This is a genomic window from Cronbergia sp. UHCC 0137 (assembly GCF_034932285.1).
Lineage (GTDB): Bacteria > Cyanobacteriota > Cyanobacteriia > Cyanobacteriales > Nostocaceae > Cronbergia.
Map to the genome: position 1 here is coordinate 73,617 of NZ_JAYGHC010000004.1, position 14,635 is coordinate 88,251.

At 38.4% G+C, this 14,635-nt stretch carries 15 protein-coding genes, 1 tRNA gene and 2 pseudogenes; 8 read left to right on the forward strand and 10 right to left on the reverse strand.

Annotated features, from left to right (window positions below):
• Nucleotides 1-590: peptidoglycan-binding protein (locus VB711_RS02740; protein WP_323284156.1), on the reverse strand; the 590-nt coding region annotated here is incomplete at its 3' end.
• A gap of 163 nt (nt 591-753) precedes the next feature.
• Here VB711_RS02740 and VB711_RS02745 point away from each other — a divergent pair.
• Entirely contained in the window at nt 754-2,196 is a 1,443-nt protein-coding gene (locus tag VB711_RS02745; RefSeq protein WP_323284157.1) for a hypothetical protein, read from the forward strand.
• A gap of 247 nt (nt 2,197-2,443) precedes the next feature.
• Here the strand turns inward: VB711_RS02745 and VB711_RS02750 are convergent, their stop codons facing one another.
• On the reverse strand, nt 2,444-3,553 hold the full coding sequence (locus tag VB711_RS02750) for a hypothetical protein (RefSeq protein ID WP_323284159.1): 1,110 nt from the start codon (nt 3,551-3,553) through the stop codon (nt 2,444-2,446).
• 96 nt (nt 3,554-3,649) lie between these two features.
• On the opposite strand from VB711_RS02750, the gene VB711_RS02755 reads away from it, so the two are divergent.
• Both VB711_RS02755 and VB711_RS02760 read left to right on the forward strand, forming a co-directional pair.
• Nucleotides 3,650-4,192: a DUF721 domain-containing protein gene (locus VB711_RS02755; RefSeq protein WP_323284160.1), complete on the forward strand. Its 543-nt coding sequence runs from the start codon at nt 3,650-3,652 to the stop codon at nt 4,190-4,192.
• A 378-nt stretch (nt 4,193-4,570) separates the two neighbouring features.
• Complete coding sequence (locus VB711_RS02760) at nt 4,571-4,906, forward strand: hypothetical protein (protein ID WP_323284161.1); 336 nt, start codon at nt 4,571-4,573, stop codon at nt 4,904-4,906.
• A 125-nt stretch (nt 4,907-5,031) separates the two neighbouring features.
• Here the strand turns inward: VB711_RS02760 and menB are convergent, their stop codons facing one another.
• Together menB and VB711_RS02770 are read right to left on the reverse strand one after the other, a co-directional pair.
• Nucleotides 5,032-5,865, reverse strand: a complete 834-nt coding sequence (gene menB, locus VB711_RS02765; protein WP_323284261.1) for a 1,4-dihydroxy-2-naphthoyl-CoA synthase — start codon at nt 5,863-5,865, stop codon at nt 5,032-5,034.
• A gap of 775 nt (nt 5,866-6,640) precedes the next feature.
• Nucleotides 6,641-7,153, reverse strand: a complete 513-nt coding sequence (locus VB711_RS02770; RefSeq protein ID WP_323284162.1) for a tetratricopeptide repeat protein — start codon at nt 7,151-7,153, stop codon at nt 6,641-6,643.
• Between the two features lie 91 nt (nt 7,154-7,244).
• Between VB711_RS02770 and VB711_RS02775 the strand changes: the two are divergent.
• The 5 genes and pseudogenes from VB711_RS02775 to VB711_RS02795 form a co-directional block, all read left to right on the forward strand.
• Nucleotides 7,245-8,732, forward strand: a pseudogene (locus tag VB711_RS02775) (protein kinase domain-containing protein); the annotation flags it as partial.
• 429 nt (nt 8,733-9,161) lie between these two features.
• A complete protein-coding gene (locus VB711_RS02780) occupies nt 9,162-9,458 on the forward strand; it encodes a hypothetical protein (RefSeq protein WP_323284163.1) in 297 nt (98 codons plus the stop codon).
• 8 nt (nt 9,459-9,466) lie between these two features.
• Nucleotides 9,467-9,868 (forward strand): PIN domain-containing protein, encoded by a 402-nt coding sequence (locus VB711_RS02785; RefSeq protein WP_323284164.1) that lies wholly within the window; start codon nt 9,467-9,469, stop codon nt 9,866-9,868.
• Nucleotides 9,869-10,058: 190 nt separating this feature from the next.
• A complete protein-coding gene (locus VB711_RS02790) occupies nt 10,059-10,460 on the forward strand; it encodes a hypothetical protein (RefSeq protein WP_323284165.1) in 402 nt (133 codons plus the stop codon).
• Nucleotides 10,460-10,975: an HNH endonuclease signature motif containing protein gene (locus VB711_RS02795; RefSeq protein WP_323284166.1), complete on the forward strand. Its 516-nt coding sequence runs from the start codon at nt 10,460-10,462 to the stop codon at nt 10,973-10,975. Before VB711_RS02790 ends, VB711_RS02795 begins: the two co-directional genes overlap by 1 nt.
• On the opposite strand, the pseudogene VB711_RS26435 reads toward VB711_RS02795, so the two are convergent.
• The 6 genes and pseudogenes from VB711_RS26435 to psbZ all read right to left on the reverse strand — a co-directional run.
• Nucleotides 10,891-11,304: pseudogene (locus tag VB711_RS26435) on the reverse strand (COP23 domain-containing protein); the annotation flags it as partial. The gene VB711_RS02795 and the pseudogene VB711_RS26435 sit on opposite strands and share 85 nt — an antisense overlap.
• A gap of 61 nt (nt 11,305-11,365) precedes the next feature.
• A complete protein-coding gene (locus VB711_RS02800; RefSeq protein ID WP_323284167.1) occupies nt 11,366-12,631 on the reverse strand; it encodes a glutamate-5-semialdehyde dehydrogenase in 1,266 nt (421 codons plus the stop codon).
• Nucleotides 12,632-12,723: 92 nt separating this feature from the next.
• The gene (locus VB711_RS02805; RefSeq protein WP_323284168.1) at nt 12,724-13,131 is read right to left on the reverse strand and encodes a hypothetical protein; all 408 of its coding nucleotides are present in this window, start codon (nt 13,129-13,131) and stop codon (nt 12,724-12,726) included.
• 190 nt (nt 13,132-13,321) lie between these two features.
• Nucleotides 13,322-13,393 (reverse strand) — tRNA-Gly (locus tag VB711_RS02810).
• A 190-nt stretch (nt 13,394-13,583) separates the two neighbouring features.
• Entirely contained in the window at nt 13,584-14,126 is a 543-nt protein-coding gene (gene ribH, locus VB711_RS02815; RefSeq protein ID WP_323284169.1) for a 6,7-dimethyl-8-ribityllumazine synthase, read from the reverse strand.
• A gap of 196 nt (nt 14,127-14,322) precedes the next feature.
• Nucleotides 14,323-14,511, reverse strand: coding sequence for a photosystem II reaction center protein PsbZ (gene psbZ / locus VB711_RS02820; RefSeq protein ID WP_323284170.1), 189 nt, complete (start codon nt 14,509-14,511; stop codon nt 14,323-14,325).
• Nucleotides 14,512-14,635 lie beyond the last annotated feature (124 nt).

Here is a 14,635-nt window from a genome sequence, read left to right on the forward strand (position 1 = left end):
GGAGTCGGAGTCGGAGTCGGAGTTGGGGTTGGGGTTGGGGTTGGGGTTGGGGTTGGGGTTGGAGTCGGAGTTGGGGTTGGGGTTGGGGTTGGAGTTGATTTAGTTTTAGAATCACCAAAGACAATTTTTTTGGCTTCTGCATCTAACTTCTGACGAAGTGCTAAATCAGCGATACCAGTTTGCTTCAATTGATATTTTTTCTGATACTCTTTTACTAACTCCTCTGTGCGAGAACCATAAAATTGGTTGCGGGGAAGGGGCGGAACCGGCTTCAATACAACATTCAAATTGCCTTGCAGAACTTGAATGATAGTAGCGGCCAAATTTTGGGTTTTTGCACCTGCTCTACCATCAACAATCAATTTATAACCTTTTTGAAATTCAGCGATCGCCTTTTTGGTATCATCAGCAGTCAAGGAACTATCATTAACTTGGACGTTATAACCCAATCCCCTCAATACAGCACGGAACTCTTCTGACCGATAATTACGTTGACGGTTGGCAAATGCCGTATCTAAAACCACTACGTTAGCTGTAACCAAGCAGGCCAAAGCAACAGTCGCACCCGATTTTCTAAAATCACACCACATTGTTAACACTCCCTTGAATTAAATCAAAAATATACAGAGGTTCTCAGGTGCATTTTAAGTTTCTTTAACAACATCTTTATTGATTCTTTATTAATTTTTATGAATTTAACAATCCAGAAACAGAAAATCACCAAAATAAATTTATACCAAATGTTTAAAGCTAATGCAAAAATTTAAACTCCCCAAACTGCGTAACCTGTGGTTTGAAAGGCTGATGGCAATCATAGCCACCCTTAATTTAGTTTTGGTACTCATAGATTTAAGTTACGTGCCTTGGCGGGATTTTTACTTAAAACGACTGCCCCAAATTACCAAAATTTATGACCCAATTAAAGGGATAGAACCCCATCGAGATACAAAAAAATATCTAGAAACAGTAGCAGCATTAGAAACACAGGTAACTGAAACAGGATTAAAATCTCCCGAAACCCAAATCAAATTTGAAGAACTGCGTCGTCTCAGCAACGAGATGATTGACAGCAACCCCTTCACAGGTGCAGGAAAAAGTGGAACACTGGAAAAAATCAAAAACCGGATGCGTTTCCGCATTGGTGAAGAATCCGCAAAAAGCGCCTTTAACACCTTTTGGAGTCAGAGTTATTTATCTGAACGTGGTTGGAATCAGGAAATTAGATTTTTTAACCAGCAAATTGCCCCCTGGATTGCCACCAATTATTACCGAAAAATCGGAGAAAACGGGGAACTTGTCGATAATTTCTGGATCATTGACTTACCATTTATAGTCATATTTGCCCTAGAACTGCTGGGGCGTAGTATTTATATCAAACGTCAACATCCTTATTTAAGCTGGTTAGAAACGATTTTATGGCGTTGGTATGACCTATTTTTGCTGTTACCCTTGTGGAGATGGTTGCGAGTTGTACCTGTACTGGTGCGCCTTGATCAAGCACAGCTAATTAATCTCTACGTGGTGAGAAAGCAAATTCATCAAGGAATTGTTGCCAACTTTGCCGAAGAAATCACAGAAATTGTCGTGGTGCGGGTAATTAACCAGATTCAGGGTTCAATTCAAAGGGGTGAGATTACCCGTTGGCTATTACAACCAGAAAATACCCGACCTTACATAGATATCAATAACGTTAATGAAGTAGAAGCGATCGCTACCCTTTTTATCCAAACCATAATCAATCAAGTTTTACCCAAAATCCAACCAGAAATCAATGCCATTTTACAGCACAACATCGAAACAGCCTTTCAGCAAATACCAGTTTATCGCCAACTCCTCATCCTCCCAGGCGTAGAAAAAACACAAAGCCAACTAAGTGAGCAACTATCCAACCAAATCACCACCAACTTATATAGTGCAGTCTTAAATGCAGTTAAAGATCCCGTATCTGCTAAACTTTCCAAACAGCTAGTAGATAAATTTAGCACGGAATTAGCAGAAGGAATCAAGAAAAAACACGTACTCACAGAAATCCAAAGTCTAATCATTGACTTTTTAGAAGAAATTAAAATCAACTACATCCAGCGTCTTTCCCAAGAAGACATAGAGCAAATTATCGAGCAAACTAGGAAAATGCGTAGCCCAACAAAGCCATCACCCTCATCAATCAGCGCCCTAGTAAATAAAATTCAAAAATAATCCAATCCTCTCTGACAAGTGTAGGTTTTTAATTTAGGTGTGAGTTGACACTCTCAAACACAATTTTAAACCGTGTGAAAACACCAAACACCTGTCAGCAGGAGGCAGGGGAGGAATAAATCTTATATTACCAATCACGATCACGGATTTAATGGATTACACAGATTACACGGATTTGAAGATTATCCCATTACCAATTACCAATCACCAATTACCAATCACCCATCACCCATCACCCATCATGATCCTATGGCGTTTGAATCTTAGCTTTAATTCCCTGGGCTTGTAGCTGCTGGACTCGTCGTAGGGCATCAGTTTTAGTCTTTAAAGCGCCCAAATAAATATACTTTTTGCTGGGTGACAGATAAGCATCACGAACCACTTTTCGAGAGGCAGCTAAACTATCATTACCTTGATTATCAGTCACTATATAATAATATCCATCTGCTGAAGGTTTAATTTCAGTATTTTCATCTATTGGCCGAGTTATTTCTGGTTTTTGGTTTGGTTTTTGGGTTGGTGTTTGAGTGGGTTGTGGTGAGGGTTCTGGATTAACACTGAGGACAGAAGCTAAGGGGGGTGGGGTGGGAATTATCGGTTGAGCCGGAATGGGATTAGGTAAAACAATCGGGGTTCGTTGTACCTTGGGTTTTAACCCCACAATATCATTAGGTTCTCTCACTTTTGGGAACTCACGGGCAGCCAAATTAGGATATTTAGGTATGGGAGTAATTACTGGTACTGCTGTAAGTTGGCGATCGCTCTCAACGGTGGGAGACGAATTAGAGTTAAAAAACTGAGCCAAACTCAACTGTGGCAAGCTTTTAGGATTAAAGACAATATAACCCAAAGTCATACTTGCCACCAATAGCAGCAGCATAGAACCAATACCCAAGGGAGAAAGTAGACTATCGCTAGAATTACTTAACTTTTTGGTTTGTGTTTCTTCTTCCTGCAAACTCCGACGCAAAGCTTCACTAGATTCTAAATAATCATCTGGTGCTTCAGAAGTATTATCAGATGGCAGAATATCTTCGCTCTCAGGAGTCTGAATCTTTGTTGGTACTATACTACTACTGGATGGTGATGCAGAAGAAAACTGAAGATAATTTAATTCAGTTGGGGACGGAGTTTGAACGAAACTGGTAGTAATGGTATGGGACTTGGAAACTTGATTAACATGACTCTCTGTACTGACTGATTTGGGTTTCTTTGACTCGTGGAGTGTGCGTCGATATCGGGTCAACTCTTGATCTAACTGCACTTCTAAACTAGCTAATGCGACCACCAGTTGAGGCTTCAAGCCAGGTATTTTAGAGGATTGATGACGGGAATTGATCGGTGAATTTTGACTCATATACACGCTGCCTACAACGTAGATTGCTGAATGGATTTTTAGTATACTTTGTTTCTATAAATATCCCAGATTACAACTTACATTATTTTCAACTCAATGTTCAAATCAGTTCATGATATTTTAAATTCTTTGGAACAAAAGGCCAAATGGCAAGAGCAGCCTTTTCAAATCTTGGTTAGGTGTTGGGCAGAAGTGGTTGGAACTGTAGTTGCTGGTAACACTCGTCCTTTGTCCATTCAGCGCGATGTTTTATCGGTGGCTACTTCTAGCGCGGCTTGGGCGCAAAATTTAACTTTTAGCCGTCAAACCCTACTTTTAAAATTAAATCAAAAGCTGGCTACCCCCTTGGTAGATATTCGATTTTCTACGGCTGAGTGGAAAACTGTACCCCTTGCTAGAAAACAGGAACCAATTGTTTCACCACAGAGTCATCCTAGTTATGTAGGTCAAGAGATCAATTTTGGCTTTCGTAGGGGAGAGAATGCTTCGGAGGCCTTTGCGAGTTGGGCTAAAGCAATGCAAGAGCGATCGCACTCTTTACCCCTTTGTCCCGTCTGTCAATGTCCCACCCCACCAGGAGAACTCCAGCGATGGAATGTCTGTTCTCTTTGTTGTTCCAAGCAGTCCATAAATCATTGATCATAGTGATCTAGTTCCTTCGTTTATCCGTAAATTATCTGCTATTATATTCAACCCCTATTTTTAGAATTAGAAGAATTAACCACCTGAACAGGACTTGAGGGTATATAAAGGACTTCTTTGAAAAGTGGTATAAATCTAAAGTTAAAGTCTTAACTTTGATCCCCAATGCTTTTTAGCCAAGATTGGCGTGCGTTCACTACAGTAATCATTTACATATATAACAAGAATCTAAAGACATCATAAAGTTTATTTTAGACTGGGGATCGCTAGAACCTATATAAAATAATGGCTGATTGCCTCTTATTGCTGTTTGGAATTGAAGGAAAATACTAAGTGTGATAACCACCGATAAATAGCACTTAAAGATGAACCCAAATGAAACCAATTAAACCTTTAGCATCTGCCTGTAAATATTGCCGTCATTACCAACCAGAAGGCCGTCGTGGTGGAACGTGCAGTAAGTTGGGAGCGCCAGTACAAGCAACATGGAAAGCTTGCCCTTTGGTACTTCCAGCCTTTGCCCCTTCTTGGGAAACATTGGAAGATGCTTGGAGTTTACCTGTAGCGACACCTGTTTTACATACAACTCATACAATCAAATCTGATTTAGATACTGTTACCCTACCAGCCGGATCATGTAGCTACACACCCACCCCAGAAACACCTATCTGCTCCTCTCCAGAGGAAAACGCTCAGACGGTACTAATTTAGACTCTCATACTTTAATCAATTTGTTTTCTGCTGAATATAAGATTTGACTTTAAAATTTTTTGATTCTACAAACTTTGTCATCTTTAAAGATCGCACCTACCTCACAGGTGCGATTTTTGCATTTTCTAAGGCAACCAAGGAAATTCCCGGAAATTAGGCGGACGTTTTTCTAAAAATGCCTGTTTTCCCTCTGCACCTTCCTCTGTCATGTAATAGAGCAGAGTAGCGTTACCAGCAAGTTCTTGTAAACCAGCTTGTCCATCACAATCAGCGTTAAATGCTGCTTTTAGACAACGAATAGCGATCGGACTTTTTTCTAAAATTTCTTGCGCCCATTTTATACCCTCAGTCTCTAGTTGTTCAACGGGGACAACGCAGTTAACCAAACCCATATCTAAAGCTTGTTGAGCATCATATTGACGACACAGAAACCAAATTTCTCGCGCTTTTTTTTGTCCAACAATGCGGGCTAAATAACTAGCTCCAAATCCGCCGTCAAAACTGCCAACTTTCGGGCCTGTTTGTCCAAAAATGGCGTTATCTGCGGCAATGGTTAAGTCACAAATCAAATGCAGAACATGACCCCCACCAATAGCATATCCAGCCACTAAAGCTATTACTACCTTGGGCATAGAGCGGATTAGCCGTTGCAAATCTAACACGTTTAAACGGGGAATACCAGCATCATCAACATAACCAGCTTGTCCCCTGACACTTTGATCTCCTCCAGAACAGAAAGCGTATTTACCATCTGTATGGGGACCCATACCCGTAAATAGAACTACCCCAATAGTGGTATCCTCACGAGCATCCCAAAAAGCCTCGTAGAGTTCAACTACTGTTTTAGGACGGAAAGCATTACGTTTATGGGGACGGTTAATGGTAATTTTGGCAATACCATCGGTTTTTTGATACAGAATATCTTCGTAGGTTTTGACGGTCTTCCAGTCAGTTTGCATCATGAATGAAGTGGGCTGTGGTGCTTGAAAATTTTATCGTGACTTGGTGTGTTTTCCATAAGAGCAAGTCCAAATTTTTGATTAATTTGTAAACCGAGGTTAAATAAGTTGTTTATTAAATAGGGCTTGCTTAATAAACCTAAAACTGAGATATATCAAGAACTTGAAGGTTAAAAGGGTGAATCAGGTGCAAGGAATAAGGGTTAAAACTACCAAAAATCTATCACTTGACCAGATTCAAGACTATCTTCTCTTCTTCTAATTCTTCCTTCTGACTCCTGACTCCTGACTCCTAGCCCTAACGAAAAGACTTTTTCAGCAACCCCTAAATATAAACCCGTTTAGTAATAAGGGTAAGGATTTCAACGAGTTCTTAACTTAACAAAATCGCATTGTCATATCTTGCAATTCCTACCTATTGCTTGTCAAAAATATTATTTATTATCTTAGTTTCTCTCTCTATTTTTAGGATTTTATTGATGATCTTTTTGATAAATGCTTGCATACCTTAAATTAAATATCGTTGTTGAAATAGCTTTTAAACCCCCATATAAAGCTTAACTTTTTGCGTTCATAATTTTGTTTGTCATTGATACTTAATTATTCAAACCATAAGTTTTGATTGACTATCAATGTAGTTTAATAATGTAGTTTAATTATACTGCAAATTGAAGTGCGGAATGTGGGATAGAAAATTATCAAAATCCCATCATTCAATTACAATCAAACATCCTGTTAATCCTTTAATCCTGGACATCCTGATTCAGACAAAATATTATTCTTGTAATTCTCTAATTCTATTCAAAGCATCTTGATAATCTTCATTTTTGCCCTGTTGTTGATATAATTTTGCTGCTTGCTGAAAATCATTTATTGCACCTTGTCTATCTCCTAAATCATAACGGGTAAGTCCCCGATTGTAGTAGGCATTGGCATAGTTAGGATTAATTTTTATAGCTTGGGTGTAATCAGCGATCGCACTTTCTTTATCTCCTAATTCATAACGGGTAGCACCACGTCCGTTGTAGGCTTCGGCAAAGTTAGGATTAATTTTGAGAGCTTGGGTGTAATCAGCGATCGCACTTTCTTTATCTCCTAATTCAGAACGGACATTTCCCCGGTTGTGGTAGGCATCGGTATAGTTAGGATTAATTTTGAGAGCTTGGTTGTAATCAGCGATCGCACTTTGTTTATCTCCTAATTCATAACGAGCAAATCCCCGGTAGATGTAAGCATCGGCATCTTTAGGATTGACGCGAATGACTTCAGTATAGGCAACAATAGACATAGATCATCATCAAAAATGGGTAATCAAACGCCTTAAACCAAACCGAAATGGCAAAAGATGAAATAGACATGAATTTGCCAAAAATAAAAAACTATTCGAGAAAGAAGCAAAACATCTAGAAAAATTAAATCATCCCCAAATTCCCAAATTAAAAGAATATATTATTGATAGCCAAAAGTTTCCATTAATAGTCAAACAAGAATTTTATCTGGTTCAGGAATATATAGAAGGTTCAGACTTGCGACGTGAATTAATTCCTAGCGTCAGAATGAGCAGTAACGAAGTCTGGCAAATGTTACATGATATTTTAGAAGTATTAGCCTTTGTCCATCGTCAAGGATTAATCCACCGCGACATCAAACCAGAAAATATCGTCAGACGCAAAAGAGACGGTAAACTGTTTTTAGTTGATTTTGGTTCAGTTAAAGATATGACAGAAGCCAAAATCAGAAAATCAAGCACTTTTGCTCACACTGAAGCCTACACTCCCATAGAACAAAAATCTGGTTTTCCTACATTTACCACAGATATCTATGCTGTAGGCATGATTGGGATTGAAGCCTTAACAGGAATACATCCTAATTTCAAAAAACAAAAATATATCACAACAGATGATACAGATACAATTATTTGGCGAGAATATGCCGGAGAAATAACCGATGACCTCAAAAAATTAGCTGATGTTATAGATATAATGGTACATCCCAAATGGGAAAAACGCTATAACACCGGAACCCAAGCCTTAGAAGCCTTACAAAAAATAGCTCCCCCACATCCCACAACCAGAATACCTAATTATCAAAACGATCTTCCTGTTAATTCCATCATTCTTTTTGAACCTATAAACAATCCTCAAGAAATAGTTGCCAATTTAATCAATACAGTATTAACATTACCAGAATTTTATGAAATCTCAATTATCCCTAGCAAAGAAACAATTGCGGTAGCTCCATCTCCACAAGGAGAAGCTACAAATTTGCAACGAATAAAGGCAATTTTACCAGTCTTAATTATTAGCGGAATATCCTTTTCTGGTTTTATTGCTGGATTTGGTATTTATCGTCTTGTAATTTATGTTTGTTGTCGTGTCCCAGAAGAAGAATTAAATCAAACATATACTCACCCAGAACCGAACATGGGTTTTATCATCAAATATTCTGACAAATGGAGAACCCAACCCATACCACCAGCAGAACAAGAAAAAGTTAAAATATTACCCCGTAACAATCAATTCCCAAAAGCCGATTGTCAGTTACAACTTAGCGTTAATATTGATGATTTAGGTAAAGCCATATCTTTAGAAGATCATCAAAAAGAAGTTGTAAAAACCATTATCAGTGATAACTTAAATAGTCTACCAAAAACGAATCAAGAAGTCACATTAAACAAATCTCAAGGTTATCAAATCGTCTGGAATCGTCAAGAAAATGGATGTACATTGAAGATATTAGAAAGGGGTACTCTATATTTCAAAAAAGCCTATTATATTATTTATAAAGCCCCAGAAAAAGAATATCAGCAGTTCTGGCCTATGGTAGAAAAAATGATTGAGTCTTTTGAAATTAAAAATGGTAATTAATTGCTGCAAAATTTTTAAGGAATATGAATTAAATAAAGTGCAAAAGTAGGGTGTGTTAGCGACAGCGTAACGCACCATTCCAGGTTAAATCAGAATTGCAGGTTATTAAACTTGCGTTCCTAAAGAAGTTACACCATAACTGTTGATAATAGTTAAGTTTTCTCTAAGGAAATTAATTAAATATTCTTTATTCACGATTATTTCTTCTAGTAGTTAATTGATTGGGTTAAGAAAATCCAATATTTTTACATTTTATATAGATTCTATGGTTGGGTTTCGTTCCTCTACCCAACCTACCAATTATAAACTTAATTATCATCCTGTAAATCCTTTAATCCTGGACATCCTGTATCCCTTACGGGAGGCGGTAGCCATTTCTGACAATTATATGATATACTATTAAAATAGTGGAGATTAGAGGTAATAATTATGCTATCAACTGATATTAAACAAGAATTAATTATTAAAAGAATTGAGCAAGTCGTATCTATTTTAATGGCAGAAGATCCTTTATTTAAAGAGGATCTTGATTATTCAGAAATAGTCAAACATTTGGTCAAAATTGTTCAAGATAATTTAACATCTGAAAGATTTAATAATATGTCTGATGAAAAGTTAAAAGAAAATTGTAGTTTTGTCATGGCAACAGAAGTATTATCTAAAATTGGAGAAGATTTCACGCCTGAACAAATGGCAATTTTTGATGCAGCAATTAAACGAAAATAGGTAATTTCATGAGTTTTTTATTAGATACTAACATTGTTTCTTTGGCTATTAAAAACGATTTTTACATCAAGCAAAAGCTAGAAGTAATGAAATTTGAGGAGGTAGATATTTATATTAGTTGCATTACCTATTTTGAAGTTAGGAGAGGGTTTTTGGCGGTTGATGCTCCCAAAAAAAGAGAAAGATTTAATCAACTTTGCCAAAAGTATTCCATTCTTTTCTTAGATGATTTGGCAATTTTAGAAAAAGCTGCGGAAATTCATGCGAATTTAAGACTAAAGGGTTTACCGATTCAAAGTGAAGATGTTTTAATTGCTGCAACTGCAATGATTAAAGGTTTAACGGTTGTTTCTAATGATAGTGATTTAACAAGAGTTGAGGGTTTGATACTTCTCAAGGTCACAATTTGAGCTTTTGTTTAAAGGGTATATATGGATGTAAAAACGCAAGTTATGAACTTCTTTAGTAGAACTTAGAGAATTGGTTGCAGTGAGAAAAGTTATTAATGAGGTGGATTAATAATTGAATTGTCAGAATCAGCCTGATTCTGACAATATTAAGTTACAATTTCAGGTATATGTACATGAGGTCAGATTGCTAATGACTGCACCTACAGAAATTCGCCAAAGAGCAATGACACTGCTAGAACAATTACCAGGAGAGTCGTTAATTAAAGCAGTGGAATTTTTAGAATCCCTTTCTCACGAGTTTTTACAGCTATCAGAAACGTCAAAAACGCCAAATAGCGAAACTGCTTTATTGCAAATTATTCAACGTCGTTTATCTCCTGAAGAACAACATAGATTATCTTATTTGCGTCAGCAAAATGAGAATGAAGAAATTACAGAAACAGAGTATCAAGAACTACTTAAATATATTAACCGCATTGAACAACAAGACGCTGAACGCGCAGAAGCATTGATTCAGTTAGCTCAACTTCGTCAAGTTGATTTGAAAGTTCTGATTGATGAGTTTTTACCTACAGATATTAATTTAACCTGATGTCAGAGCGAGTTTCAGAATCAATTAGGCGTATTGTTGCTGCTCGTAGTCGTGGTTATTGCGAGTATTGTCGTTGTTCCGAAAAATTTGCCACAGAGAGCTTTACCGTTGAACATATAAAACCTCGAAAAGCAGGTGGTGAGACAGTTTTAGAAAATCTCGCTTGGAGTTGCTTTGGCTGCAATGGTCATAAACATACTAAAACAGAGGGCATTGATCCAGAAACAGGGGAAAAAATAGCATTGTATAATCCCAGACAGCAAGTTTGGAGCGAGCATTTTGGTTGGAGTGATGATTTTACTCAGGTTATTGGTAAAACAGGTTGTGGACGAGTAACAGTTGAATCTTTGCGTTTAAATCGCTATAAAGAAATAGGTCTTGCAGTAGCACCCCGGCGAAAATATTGTAGTTGGCTTAACACTTTTCCAACATCTGTACCTGGTTTAAGGGTGATCAGAACATCTTCTTTTAAACAATTAGCGCCTTTTCTCTCAACAATACAAATGACAGGATAATTGTTCACATTTTTTCTAGATGTGAGGTAAGGGAGCATTTGATTGTCGTCGTATCGCTGTAATCTGTTGGTGATAATTTGACAGCGTTGTGCTTTATCAATACGAAAATATTTACTTCGCCAAACCAGCATGGGTATACGGCTACGATTCCCTTTCACATAGGTGATGGGATATTGACCAGTGGTGTCGCAGTTATATTTTCTACCAGCGTAGCTTGGTTGATCCAAGGCTAGTGTTATAATAGGAGTGACAGAAAGCCCTAGAAGTATCTGCCAAATTTTTTTTAGTTCCATAAATCTACTATAAAGTGGCTTAATTTTATGATACATATTATAGCAGTATTATTCAATCTTGCGATCGCTTGCGTAGCGTAACCATAGTCCTAAAACATCAAAATCGACCATTGCCCAACACAATATGCTTAACTGTAGTCAGAGTTTCTAAACTAATAAATCCCCTTCTGTGACCTTTTTGATTAGACATTCCCCAAAATACCGCATCTCCCCGTGAAGGATTGCGAGAAAAACGAGGGGAAGCATTTATATAAGTGGATGCACTGTTAACCCCTAACGCAAATTGACGACTTTCTTGATAGGAATCTGTGACAATACAATCAGCATGACCGCTACTATGTTGATTAATCCAAGCGATCGCACTCTCTAAACTATCTACCAATTTAAAAGCCACGGTCTTTGTTAAATAAGGCGTTCCCCATTCTCCATCTTTGGCTAACTGCAACTGGGGAAAGGCTTCTACCAATTCTGCATCGGCTTTGAGTTCAAAACCTTTATCTTTGAGACTGTTCCACAACACAGACAAAGAAGAAGGTAAGGCTTGACGATGAATTAAGACTTTCTCGATCGCATTCACCGGATCAGGTTCACTCTCGTGACTATCAAGAATCATCCAGCGAATCATCTCCAAACTACCATTCAGCGACCAATAAAGATAACAATTACCCATCGCTGACTTTAACACCGGACAAGTTGCCTGTCGCACCACCTGTTGAATCAAACTAGCACGTCCGTAGGGAATAATTAAATTTACATACTGATCCTGAGTTACTATATCTCTGATAGATGCACCATGTTCGGCTGTCACTAATTCTATACAACCTGCTGGTAAACCAACTTCAGTAATGGCGGTTTGCAGAACTTCCGCGATCGCTGCATTAGAATGACTAGCTTCCGTACTACCTTTGAGAATAATACTATTGCCAGTTTTCATGCAAAAACCAGCAGCGATCGCTCCCAAATCTGGAAACGCCTCATAAATAAATCCTATCACCCCCAAAGACATTAATTGAGAATAACTTTGGGAGTCTTCCTGCTGATAATCAGCATTTCTCACCCGACGCAACGGATCTGATAATTCCGCCAAGCGTCGGAGAATTTCCACTGTATTCTCTAACCTAGAGGGGGTTAGCTTCAACCAATCTAAAATCAATTCTGGAACTGCCATTTCCCGACTTGCTTCTAAATCTAAGGTATTGGCTTCCAGGATGTCATCATAACCCCTTTCTAAGGCCTGTGCCATGGCCAGTACAGCCCGACTCCGGTCTGCCCCTTTAGTAATTCCCAACTTCAGGGAAGCCTGATAAGCGCGTTTGGCGCTTTTTATTGGTTCGGGGTAATCATCAAAAACTTCAACAGTCATCCGATTTTGGATTTTGGATTGTGGATTTTGAATTTTGGCTTGATTCCACGGATAAATCCGGGGTGTTCCCTGTTCCCTTTTTTGTCATTGAGTTAACGTCTATAAGTCAGCCAGAGCATGAAACCTGGCAGAATGGCTAATACTACTGCTACCATTGCCCAAGCAATAATGCTAGAACTATTTGCCCATCGTAAGGCTAATGGTAGCCATATAATCACTAGCACGAAAATAATGCTTAACGCTATGGGTAAATAACTTTTTCCCCATCGAGGTTGGATCATATGCCAACTATTACCCATCCAGCGCCAACTGCGTTTGTAAGGATAACTTGTGGAAAGTTGCTCCAACACATAACCATTATCTTCTAGCACAAAAATTTGTTGGCAGCGATCGCAACCAAATGCTTCTGTCAAGGTAATCGGGATCAATTGTCCCCGGCGACGGCAAGGACAGTCATACTGCTTGTCTAAATCTATTCTTTCAGGTTTTTGAGATTCCACAAGCGATCTTAATAACTTGAGGGTATTTTTTCGCAAATCTTCCCCACTTACCTACACTTTTGGCAGGGATATTCTGGTACATCTTAGCAAAATACACCCTGCTTACTAAACCTTAAATGGCATAAAATTAATTTGTCAGTGGAATAATTTTTCCATTATCCAACAACCCTAATTTAATATTTATTTAGAAAGCGGGTAACGCGATTCGAACGCGCGACATTCACCTTGGCAAGGTGACGCTCTACCACTGAGCTATACCCGCAACTCTCACATAAATATTATCTTGTCAGATTTATCCTGGTTTGTCAACCCCTAACTTTTAATTTTTTATGAGGACTTACCCAATTGTGACAGTCCACAGGGGATCTCAAACCCTGACAGTCCTGTTTTCCGTTCGTGATTGAGACAACAGGCTAATTAATTTTTCCCATTTTTCCCATTTTTCCCATTCTCTATGCCATATCCCCAACCACCTGGGGCAAGGATTGAGAACTCAAAGCAAAAGGTTCTGCCAGATTAGAGCGTAATTGACGCATTAAACTGGCCATTTCTATGGCATTCATGGCATAATCCCAGCCATGATTACTTTTAATTCCTGCTCGTTCTAACGCTTGCTGCATGGTATCTGTCGTCAAAATACCAAAAATCACTGGTACACCTGTTTGAAAACTGGCGGCTGCTATACCCTTAGCTACTTCAGCAGATACATAGTCAAAATGGGGTGTTTGTCCCTTAATGACTGCTCCTAGACAGATTATAGCATCATAACGATGAGAAAGTGCCAACTGGCGGGCTACGGTGGGAACTTCAAAGCTACCTGGTACCCAAACATAATCGACTTGATTGCCTTGGGGATCAGGATTAATACCATGACGTTTTAGACAATCTTGACACCCTTCTACAAGTTTGACGGTAACTAAGTCATTGAACCGACCAATTACTATTGCAAACCTTAAAGGGTCTGTTTGAGTAAAATTTCCCTCAAAAACTGCCATGACTGCCTCTTAAATGAACTATAACTGCTTTCCTAACATACTTTTCTACATTTAATATAGAAGAGCAGGAAAGCAATTTTAGTAAAAGTGGTGGAAAAAGGAAAAAATCTCTCTTCTTCTGTCCATTACTTTTACCTGAGCCTTTCTGCCCCTCTATTTTTTATGTTATCTGCTAGTTGCTGGTGTAGGTTGTCTCTTACACCACAAAAAAGTTTAACAACCCGACTAACAGGACTAAAACAGTCCAGACTCCCGAACCAACCCAAAGCAGCTTTTTAGATTCCACCCAATTTTGGGGAGTAGCATAGGCAACAGGAACGCCGATAACTAGAACGAAAGACATCAGAACTAGCGATATTAAAGCGATTTGGAATACTATGGTCATTTTTACTTTTCCCAAGATATCTAAATTGTTGTTTTTCCCACTGCCGTTGTATTGATAACAGAGTGAGTGTCTCAGTGACCCCTATGCAGTCACAGGGTATCTGCTGATGATTTTATATTTTCAT